This is a genomic window from Azospirillum sp. ST 5-10 (assembly GCF_051225715.1).
Lineage (GTDB): Bacteria > Pseudomonadota > Alphaproteobacteria > Azospirillales > Azospirillaceae > Azospirillum.
Map to the genome: position 1 here is coordinate 43,933 of NZ_JBPJSP010000003.1, position 18,304 is coordinate 62,236.

Here is an 18,304-nt window from a genome sequence, read left to right on the forward strand (position 1 = left end):
TCCGTCTTGCAGAAGCATTAGCGCTAATGTAAATTTGCGGCATGGACTCGCGCCTCAAGCCAGGTTTGGGAGAATTGCTGCGCTACGTCGGCGAACTCGTCGACCAGGGCGCGGAAGCGCAGTACCGCGCGCTGAGCCTGAATTATCGCGCCAGATACACGCCGGTGCTCCGCGCGATCAGCGCCGGCGCGCAGACCGTCACCGACATCACCGCGCGCACCCATCTCACGCAAGGAGCGATCAGCCAGACCGTCGGGCTGATGGTGGCCGACGGGATCGTCGCGCGGCACGGCCTCGACGACGGCCGCAAGAGCGGCGTCCATCTCACCCCTCGGGGAGAGGAACTGCTGAAGACGCTCGAACCGCATTGGCGGCTGACCTTCGCGGCCATCGACGCTTTGGAGAACGAAATCGGCTACCCGCTGCTCCGCGTCCTGGAGGAGACCGCACGGGCGCTCGAGCGGCAGGACTTCGCGGCCCGCCTCAGGGCTGCCGGAGCGCGACGAGACGCCAAGGGGACCGTCGATGACGGCTGACACGGCACCCACGAGAAACTGGTTCGACCGGGGCGGACGCGCTTATGCCCGCTTCAGGCCGGACTATCCTCCGGCGCTCGTCCGCTTCCTTGCCGAGACGGCGCCTGCGCGCCACCGGGCGGTCGATGTCGGCTGCGGCAACGGACAACTCACGCAGCGACTGGCCGACCACTTCGACGAGGTGGTCGGTCTCGATCCGAGCGCCGACCAGATCGCCAATGCCGCCGCCCATGAGCGCGTCCGCTATGTCCGCGCAGCCGCCGAGACCATCCCCCTGCCCGACCGCACGGCGGACCTGGTGACGGCCGCCCAGGCGGCCCACTGGTTCGACGCGCCGCGTTTCCATGACGAGGTGCGCCGGATCGGCCGCGAGAACGCCCTGGTCGCCTTGATCAGCTACGGCGTTCCGCAACTCGCTCCCGGCGAACTCGATGAGCGGTTCAAGCGGTTCTATCGGCAGGAGATCGGCACCTATTGGCCGCCCGCGCGAACGCTCGTGGACACGGGCTATGCGGAAATCCCCTTTCCGTTCGCCGAGCTTCCGTCTCCCACCATCTCCATGAGCCGCACGTGGGGTTTGGGCGACTTCCTCGGCTACGTGTCGACGTGGTCGGCGGTGCGGCGCGCCGTCGAAGCCGGCCGCGACGACATTCTGGAATCCTTCGCCGCCGATCTGGCCCGGCTCTGGGGGGACTGCGGACGGCCGGTGACGTGGCCCGTCGCCATGAGGTTGGGCCGCGTATGAGGACCGCTTCCCTCCGCCCCCTGGAAACGGGGCTGCGCCACCGCGCGCAACTCGTCGTCGCCCCCCGGCATACGGTCCCCGAGATCGATGCCGCGTGGCCCGGCTTCGCAGACATGCCTGCGGTGTTCGCCACGGCCATGATGATCGCCTTCATCGAGCAGACCTGCGTCGAGGCGCTGCGCCCGTGCCTCACGGCCGACCAACGCACGGTCGGCACGCATGTCGACGTCAGCCACGTGGCGGCGACCCCGGTGGGCATGCCCGTCACGGCCGAGGTCGAGCTGATCGCCGTCCGTGGACGGCATCTCCGCTTCCGGGTCCGGTGTTCGGACGAGGCCGGCGTCATCGGCGAAGGGGAGCATGAAAGAGCCATCGTCGGTCTCGGCACCTTCCTGAAACGCGTCCTGGACAAGAAGGAAAGGTTCCATGTTTGAAGGATTCGTCCGTCGGACGATCGACGTCGGCGATGCGGAGATCGCCTGCGTCGTCGGTGGATCGGGACCGCCGGTCCTGCTGCTGCACGGGTTTCCGCAGAACAAGGCCATGTGGGCCCGCGTGGCGCCGGCGCTGGGCGAGCGCCACACCGTGGTCTGTGCCGATCTGAGGGGATATGGCGACTCTTCCAAGCCGCGCTGCCTGCCCGACCGCTCGAATTATTCGTTCCGGGCCATGGCGGGGGACCAGCACGGCCTCATGCGCGCACTCGGCTTCGACCGGTTCCATGTCGTCGGTCATGATCGCGGCGGCCGGACCGGGCATCGCCTCGCGCTCGATCATCCGGACGCCATCCTCAGCCTGACGGTGATGGACATCGTCCCGACCTACGCCATGTTCATGGACACCAACCGCAAGGTCGCGGGCGCGTATTGGCACTGGTATTTCCTCTCCCAGCCCGAGCCGTTTCCCGAACGCGTCATCGGCAATGATCCCGACTTCTTCTACGAGACGTGCCTCGTCGGATGGGGCGCGACAAGGCTCGCCGACTTCGATCGGGAGATGCTCGACGACTACCGGAGCTCGTGGCGCGATCCCGCGATGATCCACGGGTCGTGTTCGGATTACCGCGCCGCGGCCAGCGTCGACCTCGAGCATGACCAGGCCGACATCGATCGGCGCGTGTCGTGCCCGACGCTCGTCTTCCATGGCTCGGCCGGGCAGATGGCCGGCCTTTTCGATATTCCGGCGGAATGGCGCAAGCGGTTCCGCGATCCCCAGGACGCGTCCCTGCCGGGTGGGCACTTCTTCGTCGATCAGTTCCCCGAGGCGGTCGCCCGGACGCTGGGGGACTTTCTGGCGTCCACGGCGCCGGCATCCGATCCGGGGCCGCGGCGGTAGAGACCGCGCCGGCGGCGTGGGTGCCGCCGCCCCCCGGAGCGGCCGCGACGCCTTCCGGACCCCCCGGGCCCCGGCGGCGTTTCCCCTGCCATGACCGCCGTCATCCGCTGGACCATCGCCCTGCTGCTGGCGGCCCTGCTCGCCGCGGCGGTGGCGCACCGCCTGGGCCACCCGGTGCTGCCGCCGCGCTGGAACCCGTGGGCGCCCATCGACCTCACCGCCGGGCCCAACCTGCTGACCCGCTTCAAGCTGAACCGTCTGGCGGGCGACGGCGCCGCCTGCCGGGCGGCGCTGGCGGCCACCGCCCTCGCCTTCACCCCCGTGCCGGACCGCGCCACCGGTCCGGGCTGCGGCTTCCGCGACGCCGTACGCGTCACCGGCTCGGACGTCCGGTTCGGCAGCGCCTTCACCGCGACCTGCCCGCTGGCCGCCGCCTGGGCCCTGTTCGAGACCCACGTGCTGCAGCCCGCGGCGCTCCGGCGTTTCGGCCAGCCGGTGGTGCGGGTGCGCCACCTCGGCAGCTACGCCTGCCGCAACCTCTACGGCCGCGCCGCCGGGCGGCGCAGCCAGCACGCCACCGCCAACGCCCTCGACGTCGCCGGCTTCACCCTGGCCGACGGCACCGCCGTCACCCTGGCGGCCGACTGGGACGGCGCGGAAGTGAAGGCGGCGTTCCTGCGCGACCTGCGCGACGGCGCCTGCGGCCTCTTCGACACGGTGCTGGGCCCGGACTACAACGCCGCCCACCGCGACCACTTCCACCTCGACATGGGACCCGCCCGGGTCTGCCGCTGAGGGTCAGCGCCCGGCCAGGAAGGCGGCCATGCCGGCGCGCGCCTCCTCCCCCGCCAGGCTGCGGTGGAACAGCGCGCGCTCCAGCGCCAGCCCGGCGGCCAGCGGCGTCTCCTCGGCCGCCCGCACCGCCTCCTTGATCAGCCGCAGCACCGACGGCGCCAGGCCGGCCAGCCGCTCGGCGAGGGCCTGCGCCTCGGCGTGCAGGCGGTCGGGCGGCACCACCCGCGACACCAGGCCGGCGCGCTCCGCCTCCGCCGCGTCCATGGTGCGGCCGCTCAGCAGCAGGTCCAGCGCCTTGTGGCGGCCGACGAGGCGCGGCAGACGCTGGGTGCCGCCGGCCCCGGGCATGGTGCCCAGCACCACCTCGGGGTGGCCGAACGCCGCGTCGGCGGCGGCGACGACGACGTCGGCCATCTCCACCAGCTCGCAGCCGCCGCCCAGCGCCCGCCCCTGCACCGCCGCCACCACCGGCTTCGTCACCGCAGCGAGCGCGTGGCAGCAGCCGGAAAATTCCCTGTGCACCGCGTCCTCGACGGCCATCGCCGCCATCGCCCGGACGTCGGCGCCGGCGCAGAAATGGGGGCCGGCGGCGGCCAGCAGCAGCACCCGCACGGCGGGGTCGCCGTCGAGCGCCCGCAGCGCCGCCGCCAGCGCGTCGATCAGCGCCGGCGACAGGGCGTTGCGGGCGGCGGGGCGGTTCAGCGTCACCGTGCCGACACCGCTGTCGGCCACCCGCACGGTGACCAGGGTCTCCTCCATGTCCGTCCTCCCGGAAGCCTGTTGCGCCCACCCTAGCGACCGCCGCAGAATAAGAAAAATCGATTGTTCTAATGGCTGGAATAGAGGTTCTTTATGAAGGTCCAGCATCTCCGCTACTTCGTCGCGGCGGTCGACCATGGCGGCGTCACCCGCGCGGCCGAGCGGCTGCGCATGACCCAGCCGGCCGTGTCGGCCGGCCTGAAGGCGCTGGAGGACGACCTGGGCTGCGCGCTGTTCGAGCGCGACGGCGGCCGCCTGCGGCCGACGCCGGCCGGCCGGCGCCTCCACCGGCGGGCGGTGGAGATCCTGCGCCAGTGCGACCTCGCCCGCGCCGAGGTGCGGACCGAGGCACGGCCGCCGGCGCTGCGCCTGGGCGTCGCCAGCAGCCTGCCGGACCGGGTGCTCACGGCGCTGGCGGCGGCGCTGGCGGGCCGGGCCGGGCCGCCCGTGCTCTACCGCGTCGGCCCCGCCGCCCGGATGGCGGCGTGGCTGAAGCACGGCCGCGTCGCGGCCGCGCTGACCGCGCTGGAGGCACCGCCGCCGGCCGGGGCGGGGCGTGCGCTGCTGACGGAGCCCTTCGTCTGCGCCGTGGCACCCGGGCACCGCTTCGCCGCCGCCGGAACGGTGGCGCTCGCCGATCTGGCGGGCGAGCCGCTGGTGGCGCGGGCCGCCTGCGAGGGGCGCGCCGCGGCGGCCGCCCTGTTCCGCGCCCGCGGCGTGGCGACGACCGTGGCGGCGGTGGCCGAGAGCGACGCCGCGGCGCTCGCCCTGGTGCGGGGCGGCGCCGGCGTGGCGCTCGTCCCGCGTTCCCTGGCCGGCCCCGGCCTGTGCGCGGTCACCGTCGACGGCCTGGACCTGCGGCGCACGGTGGCGCTGCTGTGGGGCGACGGCGGCCCGGCCGACGGGCTGGAGGAGGCCGCCGCCATCGCCACCGCCACCGCCGTCGCCACTGGGGCGTTCGGGTGAGTCCACCTCATCCGACACCGAGGAATTCTCGTTTGTCCGGCCCGCCGCGGAACGCTTCGATGGCGGGACGGGAACGCCGCCGGCGGCGGCCGACGGCCAGGGGAGGACAGGGCGATGACGTTCGAGGCGAGAGATCCGGACTTCGCGGCGCGGGTGCGGAACAGCTTCTCCCGGCAGACCTTTCTGGCGACCCTCGGCGCAGCCCTGACGGAGGTGGCGCCGGGCCGCTGCACCATCGTCATGCCGGCCCGGCCGGACCTGTGCCAGCAGCACGGCTACATCCACGCCGGAGTCACCACGACCCTGGCCGACACCGCCGCGGGCTATGCCGCCTTCTCGCTGATGCCGGCGGACTCCTCGGTGCTCACGGTGGAGCTCAAGATCAACCTGCTGGCGCCGGCGCGGGGCGAGCGGCTGGAAGCGCGCGGCGTGGTGGAGAAGGCCGGCCGGACCCTGACGGTGGTGCGCGCCGACGTCACCGGCCACGGCGACGGCGGCACCACCCCGATCGCCACTCTGCTGGCCACCATGATGTGCCTGCACGGCACCTCCGACCTGGCGGCCGGCGGCCGCTGACCCCGCGCGCCGGCTCGGCGCATCCGGCACTACCGCGGCGCCCGCGGCGGTGCCAGAGTGGGGCGCCACCACCATCGACGGAGTCTGCCGCCGTGTACGCCCCCGCCCCCTTCCGCGAAGACCGCACGCCCGTCCTGCACGACGCCATCCGCCGGAGCGGCCTGGCGACCCTGGTCACGGTCGGCGCCGAGGGGCCGGAGGCGACCCCGGTGCCGATGCTGCTCGACCCCGGCGCCGGCCCCTACGGCACCCTGACCGGCCATCTCGCCCGCGCCAACCCGCAATGGCGGACCGCCGCCCCGGGCGTGCCGGCGCTGGCCCTGTTCGCCGGCCCGGACGCCTATGTCAGCCCGTCCTGGTACGCCACCAAGGCGGAGACCGGCAAGGTGGTGCCGACCTGGAACTACGTCGCCGTCGAGGCGCGCGGCCCGATCGCCTTCTTCGACGACGCGGAGTCGCTGCTGGCGCTGGTCGGCGCGCTGACCGACCGCCACGAGGCCGGCCGGGCCGAGCCGTGGTCGGTGGCCGACGCCCCCGACGGTTTCGTCGCGGCCCTGCTGAAGGGGATCGTCGGCTTCCGCCTGACCGTCGAGCGCCTCGAGGGCAAGTGGAAGATGAGCCAGAACCGCCCCGCCGCCGACGTCGCCGGGGTGATCCGCGGCCTGGCCGACGGCGACGAGGGCGAACGCCGGGTCGCGGAGATCATGGGCGGACGCTAGGGGCGGCCATGGCCTACCGTCTGCCGCCGCTCTCGACCCTGCGCGTCTTCGAGGCGGCGGCACGCCACCTCTCCTTCAAGGACGCGGCGGAGGAGCTGGGCCTGACGCCGAGCGCCGTCAGCCGCAGCGTGCTGGTGCTGGAGGAGTGGCTCGGCACGCCCCTGTTCACGCGCGGCAACCGCACCGTCTCGCTGACCGCGGCGGGCGCCGCCTACGTGCCGCAGGTGCGCGCGGCGCTCGACCTCCTGGCGCGGGCGACCGAGGCGGTCCCCGACCGCACCGCCCGCGGCACGCTGGCGATCAGCGCCGCGCCGACCTTCGGGCTGCGCTGGCTGGTGCCGCGGCTGGGGCGCTTCCAGGCGCGCCATCCCGGCATCGTCCTCACCGTCGACACGGCCCACCGCCCGGTGGAGTTCCCGCGCGACGGCTTCGACGTCGCCATCCGCATGGGCGCCGGCCCGTGGCCGGGCCTGGAGGCCCTGCACCTGGTGACGGAGGAGCTGGTGCCGGTCTGCGCCCCCGCCCTGGCGGAGCGGATCGCCACCCCGGCCGACCTCGCCGGCCAGACCCTGCTGCACGTCACCAGCACCGCCACGGACTGGGCGCACTGGGCGGCGCGGCGCGGCGTCGCCGGCCTGGACGTCGCCCGCGGCCTGCGCTTCGACACCATCCAGTACGCCCTGGACGCCGCCGCGCAGGGGCTGGGCGTCGCCATGGGCCGGCACCCGGTGGTCGACCGCGACCTCGACTCCGGGACGCTGGTGGCGGTGCTGGGGCCGCCGGTGCGCTCGACCGCCGCCTACTGGCTGGTGTGCGCCGCGGCGTCGCTGGCGCGGCCGGAGGTGCGGGCCTTCCGCGACTGGCTCCGCGGCGAGCTCGCCGTGCCGGATGCCGCCGCCTCATCCGAGGATGCGGGCAACTCGTTTGCCGCCGCCGGCCGCCCCGGCCACAGTCGACGCTGACATCGACGCACCGCGGAGCCACCCCATGGACGACCAGGTTCTCTTCCACGCCGACGGACCCGTGGCGATCCTGACGCTGAACCGCCCGCACCGGCTCAACGCCATCGACGGCGCCACCATCGACCGCCTGAACGCGCGGCTCGACGCCATCGAGGCCGACGAGGGGCTGCGCGCCGTCATCCTCACCGGCGCCGGCGACCGCGCCTTCTCCGCCGGCGCCGACATCCACGACTTCGCGCCGGCGGTCGCCGCCGGCCCGGAGACGGCGCTGCGCACCTTCGTGCGCCGCGGCCAGCGCCTGACCGCCCGCCTGGAGACCTTCCCGAAGCCGGTCATCGCCGCCGTCAACGGCCTCGCCTACGGCGGCGGCTGCGAGATCACCGAGGCGGTGCCGCTGGCCATCGCCAGCGACCGCGCCCGCTTCGCCAAGGCGGAGATCCGCCTCGGCTTCCCGCCGCCCTTCGGCGGGACGCAGCGCCTGCCGCGCCTGATCGGCCGCAAGCGGGCGCTCGCCATGCTGCTGACCGGCGATCCCATCGGCGCCGCGGAGGCCCGCGACATCGGCCTCGTCAACGCGGTGGTGCCGCACGCCGACCTGCCGGACGCGGCGCGCGCCCTGGCCCTGCGGGTCGCCGCCCAGGCGCCGCTGGCGGTCGCCGCCTGTCTCGCCAGCGTGACGCGCGGGCTGAACCTGCCGATCGAGGAGGGGCTGGCGGTCGAGGCCGCCTGCTTCGCCCGCACCGCCGCCACCGCCGACATCCGCGAGGGCATCGCCGCCTTCATCGAGAAGCGCCCGCCGGCCTTCGCCGGCCGCTGAGGGACCAGCAACAGGGGAGGAACCGCCATGACGGCCGCCGGCCGCACCCACCGCTACCAGGCGACGGTCACCTGGACCGGCAACCGCGGCGAGGGCACCGCCGCCTACCGCGCCTACGGCCGCGACCACGACATCGCCGTGCCCGGCAAGCCGCTCATCGCCGGCTCCGCCGACCCGGCCTTCCGCGGCGATCCCGCCCGCCACAACCCGGAGGACCTGCTGGTCGCCTCGCTGTCGGCCTGCCACATGCTGTGGTACCTGCACCTGTGCGCCGCCGCCGGCATCCGCGTCGTCGCCTACGCCGACGAGGCCGCCGGCACGATGGCCGAGGACGACACCGGCGGCGGCCGCTTCACCGGCGTCGTGCTGCGCCCGGCGGTGACGGTGGCGCGGGGCAGCGACCTCGCCCGCGCCGAGGCGCTGCACCACGAGGCCCACCGCCGCTGCTTCATCGCCAACTCCGTCGCCTTCCCCGTCGCCCACGAACCGCGCATCACGGAGGACGCCGCCGACAGCATTTGACACGCGTCAGGGGGGCCATGATGATGATGATCGGAATGACAAGCACCCATAAACGGGATTGCTGGGCGGTTCTCCTCCCTCGGATCTGAGCGGGAAGGGCATGACGGCCGCGGAATACGTGGATTCGCTGTCGCGGTGGCGGTGGCGGTGGGGGTGGCGGTGGTTACAGTCGTGGATGGACGGATAACCGCCTACGTCGATCACGCGCCTGGAGGCCCTGATGTCCGACCCGCCGCAGCACCGGAGCCAACCGCTTCCGACGCAGCTCCAACCAAGCCACCAGAAGCCTCCCCAACAGGGCAAGCCCCCGCCGCCAGCGAGCCAGTACCTGATCGAGGGGGCCCGCCTCCCGTGGGTGAATGAGTCGGCGATGAAGGGAAGCAGGGAGCCTCGGAAATGAGCGACGAATCCTCCCCGTCGTCGAGCGGACCAGGTCAGCCGGGTGGGACGGGGCAGTCCAAACCATCGGGCTCCTCGCCTGCCCAGCAACCACTCCTGTCGGGAAAGCCACAGCCGCCAGCGTCGCAATACTATACGAGAACCCAGGTTCCTCCTCCGGAGTCCGAAGACTGACGACGGCATGGCGCGGGTTGGATCGGCACGCACGTTCCGGCGCGGAAGACCTGGGGGAACCCATCCCGGACGGATTTCAGGAATTTTCGAACGCACGAATATTCTGACAAAGAAGTCAATATCTCAATTTCAGTGCACCGTGCACACCATGCAGGGATCGAACGAGCGGACCACGTGCTGGACGGCGAGCGGCGTCGTCTCGCCGTCGCGCACCGGCGTGCCGACCAGCGCCGCCTCCAGCGGGCCGGGAACGCCGTCGAGGTCGCGGGGCGAGAAGTTCCACGTCGTCGGGGCGACGATCTGGTAGCCGGCGATGCGGCCGTGCTCCACCCGCAGCCAGTGGCCGAGCGCCCCGCGGGCCGCCTCGGTCAGGCCGACGGCGCGGGCGCCGTCGGGCATCGTGCCGTGGGCGCACCAGGGGCCGGCGGGCTCCAGCGCCCGCGCCCAGCCCTCCATCGCCACGGTGGTGCGCGCCAGCTCCAGCAGGCGGGCGACGACGCGGGCGCGGACCCCCGCCCCGTCGCGGGCGACCAGGGCGCGCACCAGCGGATGCCCGTCCACCATCTGCCGGGCGACGGCGCCGGTCTCGTAGGGCAGGCCGGCCAGCCGCGGCGCCTTGCACCAGCTGTAGCCCTCGGCGTCGTCGCCGTCCGGCACGGTGGAGCCGGCGAACGGCGGGTGCGGCCGGTCCTGGCCGGCCATGCGGCTGAAGCGGTGGTGCTCGGCCACCGCGTCGGGGTCGAACGGCGCGGGGCGGCCGTCGGCGACGGTGCCGCGGGCGTAGAGGTGGCCGCCCTCGGGCCGGGGATAGGCGCCGTGGCTGAGGAAGCGGTCGTAGGCGCGGCCCAGCCCGGCGAGGCCGAGATCCTCGGCGATCTCCAGGAACAGGCGGAAGTCGCCGGCCGGCCCGGCGGCGCGCCAGCGCTCCAGGTCCTCGGCGGCGGCGAGCTCCAGCACCGCCTCCAGCCGCGCCCCGAACAGCGACGCCTCCAGGAAGCGGCGGAAGGCGGCGAGGATCGCCAGCAGGCGCACCCGGTCGCGGCCGTCGAGCGCGCGGGCGACGCCGCCCGGCCGCAGGGTCAGGGTGTGCGGCCACTTGCCGCCCATCAGGCCGAGCACGTGGAACAGCTCGGCCCGCGCCGCCAGCGCCCCGCGCACGGCGGTCCCCGCCGCCGCCTTGAAGCGGGCCTCGGCCGCCGCGAACCAGGGGCGGGCGGCGTAGGGGGCCCGCGTGAAGTCGGGCATGAAGAAGAGGTGGAAGTGGGTGAGGTGGTCGGCGACGTTCTCGGCGGCCGTCATCAGGTTGGTCGCCAGCACGCCGTTGGCCGGCATCGCCAGCCCCTGCGCCGCCGCCAGCGCCAGCGCCGCGGCGTGCGACTGCGAGACCGAGCAGATGCCGCAGATGCGCGGCGCCACCACCAGCGCGTCCTCCGGGTCGCGGCCTTCGAGGATGCGCTCGAAGCCGCGGAACAGCGGCGCGTTGACGTAGGCCGCGGCGACGGCGCCGCCGGCCACCTCCAGCCGCACCTCGAGATCGCCCTCGACCCGGTTGAACGGGCCGACGATCAGCCGCGTCGGGGCCGGCCGCGTCGGGGCCTTGTCGTCCTGTGGCACGGCCGGTCAGCCCTTGTTGGTGCGGCGGATCGACGGCGGCACGACGATGCGGTCGGCGGCGGCGTTGCGGCGCACCCGCTCCGGCGTCGCCGCCTTGGCCAGCGAGGCCAGCGCCACGAACCACGCCTTGGGCATGTCGGTGGGCAGACCGACGGGGATGCCGGCGAAGGTCGGGGTGCGCTCGAAGGCGTGGCCGGGCTCCTCGAAGCCGGGGGCGGTGCAGTTGATGCAGGCGTAGCCGCCGCGGGTGCACGAGCCCTCGCCGTTCCACAGGCGGGTGTTGCAGTCGGCGTGGGCCTGGGTGCCGAGACAGCCCATGTGCTCCATCATGCAGCCGAGGTCGGAGGGCTTCTCGGCGCTCGCCTTGTACTCGTAGTACTCGTTGCGGGTGCAGCCGTGGTGGACGAGGTGGTCGGCGTAGAAGCGCGGGCGCTGGAAGGCGTCGAGGTCGCTGGCACCCAGCGCGTCCTCGGCCAGCAGCATCAGCGTCTCGGTCACCCAGTTGGGATGGGTCGGGCAGCCCGCCACGTTGATCACCGGCAGGCCGGAGCGTGACCGGAAGTCGCCGGCCAGCAGGCCGCCGCGCCGCGTCCCCTCGTACTGCAGGCCGCAGGCGTCGGCGACGTTGGCGCCCGCCGCGGTGATGCCGCCGTAGGCGGCGCAGGTGCCCACCGCCACGACGTGGCACGCCCGGCCGGCGAGGTCGCGCACCCAGTCGATGGTCGGGCGCCCGGTGCCCGCCAGCACGTGGAAGCGCCCGCTGCCGCCCGGCCCCCGCAGCAGGGAGCCCTCGACGCACAGCACGTCGAGCGGCTCGGCCCCGGCGCGCACGGCGTCGAACAGCGCCACCGCCTCCGCCCCCGTCTCCTCGGACAGGCTGGGGTGCCAGAGCAGGCGGATGCCGGCCGTCTCGAACAGGGTCAGCAGGTCCGGCGACTGGGCGCACAGCATCGACATGGTGCAGCCGCCGCAGCCGCCCGACTGCAGCCACAGGACCGACAGGGGCCGTTGCCTCATCGGCGGTCTCCTCCGGCGTCGGCGGCGGGCAGCGTCAGGGTGAACACGGCGCCGCCGTCGGGATGGTTGGCGGCGGCCAGCGTGCCGCCGTGCTCGCGCACGAGCTGGTAGCTGATGGACAGGCCGAGCCCGGTGCCCTTGCCCACCGGCTTGGTGGTGAAGAAGGGGTCGAAGACGCGGGGCAGCACGCCCGCGGCGATGCCCGGCCCGGTGTCGCGGATCGTCACCACCACGCACACCCCCTGCCGCTCGCCCGCCAGTTCCAGGCGCCGGGGCGCCGCCTCCTGCATGGCGTCGATGGCGTTCTGGACGAGGTTCATGGCGACCTGGTGCAGGTGGCCGGGATGGCCGGAGACCTCCAGGCGGTCCGGCAGGGCGAAGACGACGGCGAGGTCGGCCATCTGCGCCTTCGCCACCCAGTTGACGGCGGAGCGCAGCAGGGCGGTGAGGTCGAAGCGTTCGGCCGCGTGCTTCTGCTCCGAGGAGAAGCGGCGCAGCTCGGCGACGATGTCGCGCACCCGCTCGGTCCCCTCCAGCATGCCGTCCAGCGTCGCCGGCAGGTCGGCGCGGGCGCGGTCGATGCGCAGCTCGCCGCGCAGCGCCGCCAGCTCCCCCGGCCCGGCCCCGGCGTGGACGCGGTCGAGATAGGCGGTCAGCCGGTCGACGTAGCGGCGCAGCGCGTGGGCGTTGCCGTAGACGAAGGAGATGGGGTTGTTCAGCTCGTGCGCGACGCCGGCGACGAGGCGGCCGAGCGACGCCATCTTCTCCGAATGGACGAGCTGCTGCTGGGTCTGCTTCAGCCCCTCGTGCGCGGCGGCGAGGTCGCGGTAGGCGCGCCGCAGCTCGCCGATGGGACGGCCCACCAGCACCATGCCGATGGCGCGGCCGCGCTGGTCGTAGCGCACCGTCGAGTTGATCGACACCGGGAACGGCCCGGTGGGGGAGCGCAGGCTCAGCTCGGCGTCGGTGGCGCCCTCGCGCCGCAGGGCGGCGGCGCACAGCGCGGCGAAGGCGGCGTGCGAGGCGGGGTCGACGAAGTCGCGCAAGGGGCGCCCCGCCAGCGCCCGCCCGGCGTAGCCGAGCGCCCGCTCGGCCGCCGCGTTGGTCTGCTCGATCCGCCCCTCGCGGTCGCAGGCGATCAGCACGTCGGTCATGGCGCCGAGCACGCTGGCGACGAAGGCCTGGGTCTCCTCCAGCTCGGCGTTCTTGCGCTCCAGCTCCACCTGCTGGGAGACGAGGTTGGCGTAGGTCTCGTCCATCTTGCGGATGACGTCGATCCACGCGCTCTCCGCGTCGGCGTCCAGCACGCCGGGGATCGAGAAGGGCTGCGACAGGGGCGCGGCATCCCCGGCGGGCGGCGCCCCGCGGTCGCTCCGGTCGTTCCTGCCCATGCCCACGCGTTCCGCTGCCAACCGTCGGTCGGACACACTAGCACGCGGCGGGGGCGGCGGTCGACGGTGCGGCCGGGACGGGACGGAGCCGCACGCCGGCGATCGGGGATTGCACACATGCAGCGGCGCTCCATATTATGCACACAGGCACACGGAGGTCGGCATGGTCGCCCTGGCCCGTCACGATGCCGGCATCACCGGCGATACGCTCGCCCGCGGCATGGCGGGGGTGTTCACGATCCTCAAGGCCTGGGGGGCCGGAAACGAGCAGGCCCGGCGCATCCTCGGCTCGCCGCCCGAGCGCACCTTCTACTCCTGGAAGGCCGGCAAGGTCGGCGCGGTGCCGCACGACACGGTGCGGCGCCTCGGCTACGTGCTGGGGATCTACAAGGCGTTGCAGATCGTCTACTCCAACCCGGAGCAGGCCGACGGCTGGCCGTCGCGCCCCAACCGGGCCTTCGGCGGGCAGACCCCGCTGGAGCGCATGGCGGCCGGCGACGTGACCGATCTCGCCGCCGTCCACCAGTATCTCGACGCCTACCGCGGCGCCTGGTCGTGACCCCGGGTCGCGTGTCGTGGCCGGCGGCGACGCGCATCGTCGCCTCGCGCTTCCCGCCGATCGACCTGTTCGAGCGCCTGTCGGCCGACCCGCGCGACTGGGACGCCTTCATCGCCCTGGAGAGCCTGGTGAACCCGCGCCTGCGCCAGGAGGTGGGCGACATTTCCCTGGTGCCGCCGGAGGAGCGGGTCTCCGGCCCCGGCGCCAGCCACGTCATGGCCGCCTTCACCCACCTCAACCCGAAGGGCTCGCGCTTCTCCGACGGGAGCTATGGCGTCTACTACGCCGGCCGGGAGTTCGCGACCGCGTTGCGCGAGACCGTCCACCACTGCGAGCGGTTCTACGCCGACGCCGACCGGGGCATGATCCGCTCCGAACCGATGCGCGTCCTCGTCGGCACCATCGACGCGGTTTTCCACGACGCCGACACGTTGCCCGCGGCCGAGCGGGTGCGCGTGCTCGACCCCGACGACTACGGCGCCGGACGGGCGCTGGCGGCCACCGTGCGCGCGGGCGGCTCCAACGGCATCGTCTATCCCAGCGTGCGCAATCCCGGCGGGGCCTGCGTCGCCGCCTTCCGCCCCAAGGCGGTCGGCATCCCGGTGCAGGCCCGGCACCTGGAGTACCACTGGAACGGCACGCGGATCGACAAGGTCTTCGACTACCAGACGGAAGAGTGGCTGCCACTGTGAAAGCGGCTTTGCCGCCTTGTTGCCCCGCACCCTATATCCGCCGTCGCCAGCGCTCCGGGTCGCGGCTCGCATGGAGGCAGGCGAACACCACGACATTCGAACGCCGGATCTCGAAGAAGATGCCATAGGGAAATGTGCGGAATGCAGCTCGACGTGTCTCACCGCCGACCGTGGGGAATTGGTGGGGATTGGCAGCAATGCGGCGGGTGACGTTTGCCAACTCGTCGAGAAACCGAGGACCGATGCCCGGAGCCCGACGGTCGTACCAGTCCAGGGCGGCGGCGATGTCGGCCTCCGCGGCGGAGGTGAAGACAACGCGCATCAGCCGTAGCGCGCCCGGAACTCCGCAATGACCACGTCCGCTTCCCGGGCGTTTCGAGCGTCTTCGTCAAGCGTCGTTCGACGACGGTCGAGTTCGGCGGTCTGCGCCGGCGTCAATGGAGTGGGGGCATCGTCAAAGCTGTCCCAGATCTCGCCGATGAGATCCAGGCGCTGTTGCGGCGACAAGCGCCGATAATCGATGCTGGTCATGTCGGCGTGCTCCGGCAAGCAAGTGCCGGAAATATGGAGGCGTCGGACCTGGATGTCGAGGCGCTCTCGTCGGAGCCGGCGGCTTTCCCACCTCCGGCAACCCTCCTGCCACCCTGCCCGTCCATCCGCCAAGCCGCTTGCCAGCGACACATCGCCCCACCCCGGCGAAACCGTTGATCTCCCGAACCATCCGCCGTCCGGCACGGAACTTGCCCCTGGTGCTGCCGAGGCGGGGGGCGGCGCGGTCGCCGCTCCGGCCGAGGTGGGAGAGGAAACGCCGATGGCGAGGCTCGAAACGTTCTACGAGGTGATGCGGCGGCAGGGGATCACGCGCCGCTCGTTCCTGAAATACTGTTCGCTCACCGCCGCCGCCCTCGGGCTGGGGCCGGAGCTGGTGCCGACGATCGTCGAGGCGATGGAGACCAAGCCGCGCACGCCGGTGCTGTGGCTGCACGGGCTGGAGTGCACCTGCTGCTCGGAATCCTTCATCCGCTCGGCGCACCCGCTGGTGAAGGACGTGGTGCTGTCGATGATCTCGCTGGACTACGACGACACCCTCATGGCGTCGGCCGGCCACCAGGCCGAGGCGATCCTCGACGAGGTGATGGAGAAGTACAAGGGCAACTACATCCTCGCCGTCGAGGGCAACCCGCCGCTCAACGAGGACGGCATGTTCTGCATCGTCGGCGGCCGGCCCTTCGTCGACCAGCTCCGCACCGTCGCGCGCGACGCCAAGGCGATCATCTCCTGGGGCTCCTGCGCCTCCTTCGGCTGCGTCCAGGCGGCGCGGCCCAACCCGACGCGGGCCACGCCGGTGCACGAGGTCATCACCGACAAGCCGATCATCAAGGTGCCGGGCTGCCCGCCCATCGCCGAGGTGATGACCGGCGTCATCACCTACATGCTGACCTTCGACCGCATCCCCGAGCTCGACCGCCAGGGCCGGCCGAAGATGTTCTACAGCCAGCGCATCCACGACAAGTGTTACCGCCGGCCCCACTTCGACGCCGGCCAGTTCGTCGAGGCGTTCGACGACGAGGCCGCGCGCAAGGGGCACTGTCTCTACAAGATGGGCTGCAAGGGGCCGACCACCTACAACGCCTGCTCCACCATCCGCTGGAACGAGGGGACCTCCTTCCCCATCCAGGCCGGGCACGGCTGCATCGGCTGTTCCGAGGACGGCTTCTGGGACAAGGGGTCGTGGTACGCCCGCCTCACCGACATCCACCAGTTCGGCATCGAAGCCAACGCCGACGGCGTCGGCACCGTGGCCGCCGCCGGCGTGGCCGGGGCGATCGCCGTGCACGCCGCGGTCAGCGCGCTCAAGCGCGCCCAGCACAAGGGAGACGTCTGATGGCCGTCGTGCAAACCCCCAACGGCTTCACCCTCGACAACGGCGGCCGGCGCATCGTCGTCGACCCCGTCACCCGAATCGAGGGGCACATGCGCTGCGAGGTGAACGTCGACGCCGACAACGTCATCCGCAACGCCGTCTCCACCGGCACCATGTGGCGCGGCCTGGAGGTCATCCTCAAGGGCCGCGACCCCCGCGACGCCTGGGCCTTCGTCGAGCGCATCTGCGGTGTGTGCACCGGCTGCCACGCGCTGACCTCGGTGCGGGCGGTGGAGGACGCGCTGGGCATCCGCATCCCCAAGAACGCCCACCTGATCCGCGAGATCATGGCGAAGACGCTGCAGTGGCACGACCACGTCGTCCACTTCTACCACCTGCACGCGCTCGACTGGGTCAACCCGGTCAACGCGCTGAAGGCCGACCCGCAGGCGACCTCGGTCCTGCAGCAGACGGTGTCGCCGAACCACGCCAAGTCGAGCCCCGGCTACTTCCGCGACGTGCAGATGCGGCTGAAGAAGTTCGTGGAATCGGGGCAGCTCGGCATCTTCAAGAACGGCTACTGGGACAACCCGGCCTACAAGCTGCCGCCCGAGGCCGACCTGATGGCGGTGACCCACTATCTCGAGGCGCTCGACTTCCAGAAGGAGATCGTCAAGGTCCACACCATCCTCGGCGGCAAGAACCCGCACCCCAACTACATGGTGGGCGGCGTCCCCTGCGCCATCAACATGGAGGGCGACCAGTCCGCCGGCGCGCCGCTCAACATGGAGCGGCTGAACTTCATCCGCGCCCGCCTGCTGGAGGCGTACGAGTTCTCGCAGAACGTCTACATTCCCGACGTGCTGGCGGTCGCCAGCTTCTACAAGGGCTGGCTGCACGGCGGCGGCCTGGCGGCGACCAACGTCATGGACTACGGCGACTACGAGACGGTGCCCTACGACCACTCCACCTGCCGGCTGCCGGGCGGCGTCATCCTCGGCGGCAACTGGGACGAGGTGCACCCCATCGACCCCCGCGACCCGGCCCAGGTGCAGGAGTTCGTCGCCCACTCCTGGTACACCTACGGCGACGCGGCGAACGAGAACAAGGGCCTGCACCCCTGGGACGGGGTCACCCAGGCGAAGTTCGAGCTGGGCCCCAACGCCAAGGGCAGCCGCACCCGCATCGAGGCGCTGGACGAGGCCGCCAAATATTCCTGGATCAAGGCGCCGCGCTGGCGCGGCCACGCCGTCGAGGTGGGGCCGCTGGCCCGCTACATCCTCGCCCACGCCCAGGGTGTGGGCTACGTCAAGGACCAGGTGGCCGACGCGCTCGGCCGCTTCAACGCGCTGGCCGGCACCAACCTGACGGCCAAGCAGGCGCTGCCCACCACCATCGGCCGCACCCTGGCCCGCGCGCTGGAGGCGCACTACTGCGCCAAGATGATGCTGGACGACTACGACGCGCTGATCGCCAACATCAAGGCGGGCGACCTCGCCACCGCCAACGTCGAGAAGTGGGACCCCGCGACCTGGCCCAAGGAGGCCAAGGGGGTGGGCACCGTCGCAGCGCCCCGCGGCGGCCTCGGCCACTGGATCCGGATCAAGGACGGGCGGATCGACAACTACCAGTGCGTCGTGCCGACGACCTGGAATGGCAGCCCGCGCGACCCCCAGGGCAACATCGGCGCCTTCGAGGCGTCGCTGATGAACACCCCGATGGAGCGCCCGGACGAGCCGGTGGAGATCCTGCGCACCCTGCACAGCTTCGACCCGTGCCTCGCCTGCTCGACCCACGTGATGGCGCCCGACGGCGCCGAGCTGGCCCGCGTCACCGTGCGCTGACCCCGCCGCAGGGAGGAT

At 72.7% G+C, this 18,304-nt stretch carries 21 protein-coding genes; 15 read left to right on the forward strand and 6 right to left on the reverse strand.

From position 1 onward, the window contains the following. Nucleotides 1-41: 41 nt before the first annotated feature. The 5 genes from ACSBPG_RS04520 (at nt 42) to ACSBPG_RS04540 (ending at nt 3,411) form a co-directional block, all read left to right on the forward strand. The gene (locus ACSBPG_RS04520; RefSeq protein ID WP_435535922.1) at nt 42-536 is read left to right on the forward strand and encodes a MarR family winged helix-turn-helix transcriptional regulator; all 495 of its coding nucleotides are present in this window, start codon (nt 42-44) and stop codon (nt 534-536) included. Continuing rightward, the gene (locus tag ACSBPG_RS04525; RefSeq protein ID WP_435535923.1) at nt 526-1,281 is read left to right on the forward strand and encodes a class I SAM-dependent methyltransferase; all 756 of its coding nucleotides are present in this window, start codon (nt 526-528) and stop codon (nt 1,279-1,281) included. Before ACSBPG_RS04520 ends, ACSBPG_RS04525 begins: the two co-directional genes overlap by 11 nt. Then, nucleotides 1,278-1,715, forward strand: a complete 438-nt coding sequence (locus ACSBPG_RS04530; RefSeq protein WP_435535924.1) for a thioesterase family protein — start codon at nt 1,278-1,280, stop codon at nt 1,713-1,715. The genes ACSBPG_RS04525 and ACSBPG_RS04530 overlap by 4 nt, the downstream gene beginning before the upstream one ends. Further along, nucleotides 1,708-2,616 (forward strand): alpha/beta fold hydrolase, encoded by a 909-nt coding sequence (locus ACSBPG_RS04535; protein ID WP_435535925.1) that lies wholly within the window; start codon nt 1,708-1,710, stop codon nt 2,614-2,616. The genes ACSBPG_RS04530 and ACSBPG_RS04535 overlap by 8 nt, the downstream gene beginning before the upstream one ends. 90 nt (nt 2,617-2,706) lie before the next feature. Beyond that, a complete protein-coding gene (locus tag ACSBPG_RS04540; RefSeq protein ID WP_435535926.1) occupies nt 2,707-3,411 on the forward strand; it encodes an extensin-like domain-containing protein in 705 nt (234 codons plus the stop codon). 3 nt (nt 3,412-3,414) lie between these two features. On the opposite strand, the gene ACSBPG_RS04545 is transcribed toward ACSBPG_RS04540, so the two are convergent. Beyond that, on the reverse strand, nt 3,415-4,170 hold the full coding sequence (locus ACSBPG_RS04545; RefSeq protein ID WP_435535927.1) for an enoyl-CoA hydratase-related protein: 756 nt from the start codon (nt 4,168-4,170) through the stop codon (nt 3,415-3,417). A gap of 93 nt (nt 4,171-4,263) precedes the next feature. On the opposite strand from ACSBPG_RS04545, the gene ACSBPG_RS04550 reads away from it, so the two are divergent. The 6 genes from ACSBPG_RS04550 (at nt 4,264) to ACSBPG_RS04575 (ending at nt 8,732) form a co-directional block, all read left to right on the forward strand. Next, the gene (locus tag ACSBPG_RS04550) at nt 4,264-5,136 is read left to right on the forward strand and encodes a LysR family transcriptional regulator (RefSeq protein ID WP_435535928.1); all 873 of its coding nucleotides are present in this window, start codon (nt 4,264-4,266) and stop codon (nt 5,134-5,136) included. 114 nt (nt 5,137-5,250) lie between these two features. Continuing rightward, entirely contained in the window at nt 5,251-5,712 is a 462-nt protein-coding gene (locus ACSBPG_RS04555) for a PaaI family thioesterase (RefSeq protein WP_435535929.1), read from the forward strand. A 92-nt stretch (nt 5,713-5,804) separates the two neighbouring features. Continuing rightward, entirely contained in the window at nt 5,805-6,431 is a 627-nt protein-coding gene (locus ACSBPG_RS04560) for an FMN-binding negative transcriptional regulator (protein ID WP_435535930.1), read from the forward strand. 8 nt (nt 6,432-6,439) lie between these two features. Further along, nucleotides 6,440-7,393, forward strand: coding sequence for a transcriptional regulator GcvA (gene gcvA, locus ACSBPG_RS04565; RefSeq protein ID WP_435535931.1), 954 nt, complete (start codon nt 6,440-6,442; stop codon nt 7,391-7,393). 25 nt (nt 7,394-7,418) lie between these two features. Next, nucleotides 7,419-8,210, forward strand: a complete 792-nt coding sequence (locus tag ACSBPG_RS04570; RefSeq protein ID WP_435535932.1) for a crotonase/enoyl-CoA hydratase family protein — start codon at nt 7,419-7,421, stop codon at nt 8,208-8,210. A 27-nt stretch (nt 8,211-8,237) separates the two neighbouring features. Further along, nucleotides 8,238-8,732, forward strand: a complete 495-nt coding sequence (locus ACSBPG_RS04575) for an OsmC family protein (RefSeq protein ID WP_435535933.1) — start codon at nt 8,238-8,240, stop codon at nt 8,730-8,732. Nucleotides 8,733-9,434: 702 nt separating this feature from the next. Here ACSBPG_RS04575 and ACSBPG_RS04580 read toward each other — a convergent pair. Genes ACSBPG_RS04580 through ACSBPG_RS04590 form a run of 3 tightly spaced genes read right to left on the reverse strand, consistent with a single transcriptional unit; the run spans nt 9,435 to nt 13,327 of the window. After that, nucleotides 9,435-10,919 carry a nickel-dependent hydrogenase large subunit gene (locus tag ACSBPG_RS04580; RefSeq protein ID WP_435535934.1) on the reverse strand — a complete coding sequence of 495 codons (1,485 nt, stop codon included), beginning with the start codon at nt 10,917-10,919 and terminating at the stop codon, nt 9,435-9,437. A gap of 6 nt (nt 10,920-10,925) precedes the next feature. Beyond that, on the reverse strand, nt 10,926-11,936 hold the full coding sequence (locus ACSBPG_RS04585; RefSeq protein WP_435535935.1) for a HupU protein: 1,011 nt from the start codon (nt 11,934-11,936) through the stop codon (nt 10,926-10,928). Beyond that, the gene (locus tag ACSBPG_RS04590) at nt 11,933-13,327 is read right to left on the reverse strand and encodes a sensor histidine kinase (protein WP_435535936.1); all 1,395 of its coding nucleotides are present in this window, start codon (nt 13,325-13,327) and stop codon (nt 11,933-11,935) included. The genes ACSBPG_RS04585 and ACSBPG_RS04590 overlap by 4 nt, the downstream gene beginning before the upstream one ends. Before the next feature lie 163 nt (nt 13,328-13,490). On the opposite strand from ACSBPG_RS04590, the gene ACSBPG_RS04595 reads away from it, so the two are divergent. Next, a complete protein-coding gene (locus tag ACSBPG_RS04595) occupies nt 13,491-13,886 on the forward strand; it encodes an MbcA/ParS/Xre antitoxin family protein (protein WP_435535937.1) in 396 nt (131 codons plus the stop codon). Further along, entirely contained in the window at nt 13,883-14,578 is a 696-nt protein-coding gene (locus ACSBPG_RS04600) for an RES family NAD+ phosphorylase (RefSeq protein ID WP_435535938.1), read from the forward strand. Before ACSBPG_RS04595 ends, ACSBPG_RS04600 begins: the two co-directional genes overlap by 4 nt. 31 nt (nt 14,579-14,609) lie before the next feature. Here ACSBPG_RS04600 and ACSBPG_RS04605 read toward each other — a convergent pair whose 3' ends face one another. Both ACSBPG_RS04605 and ACSBPG_RS04610 read right to left on the reverse strand, forming a co-directional pair. Then, nucleotides 14,610-14,900 (reverse strand): type II toxin-antitoxin system RelE/ParE family toxin, encoded by a 291-nt coding sequence (locus tag ACSBPG_RS04605; RefSeq protein ID WP_435535939.1) that lies wholly within the window; start codon nt 14,898-14,900, stop codon nt 14,610-14,612. After that, a complete protein-coding gene (locus ACSBPG_RS04610) occupies nt 14,900-15,109 on the reverse strand; it encodes an addiction module protein (RefSeq protein ID WP_435535940.1) in 210 nt (69 codons plus the stop codon). Before ACSBPG_RS04610 ends, ACSBPG_RS04605 begins: the two co-directional genes overlap by 1 nt. A 280-nt stretch (nt 15,110-15,389) precedes the next feature. Between ACSBPG_RS04610 and ACSBPG_RS04615 the strand changes: the two genes are divergently transcribed. Beyond that, on the forward strand, nt 15,390-16,463 hold the full coding sequence (locus ACSBPG_RS04615; protein WP_435535941.1) for a hydrogenase small subunit: 1,074 nt from the start codon (nt 15,390-15,392) through the stop codon (nt 16,461-16,463). Then, on the forward strand, nt 16,463-18,286 hold the full coding sequence (locus ACSBPG_RS04620) for a nickel-dependent hydrogenase large subunit (protein ID WP_435535942.1): 1,824 nt from the start codon (nt 16,463-16,465) through the stop codon (nt 18,284-18,286). The genes ACSBPG_RS04615 and ACSBPG_RS04620 overlap by 1 nt, the downstream gene beginning before the upstream one ends. Nucleotides 18,287-18,304: the final 18 nt, after the last annotated feature.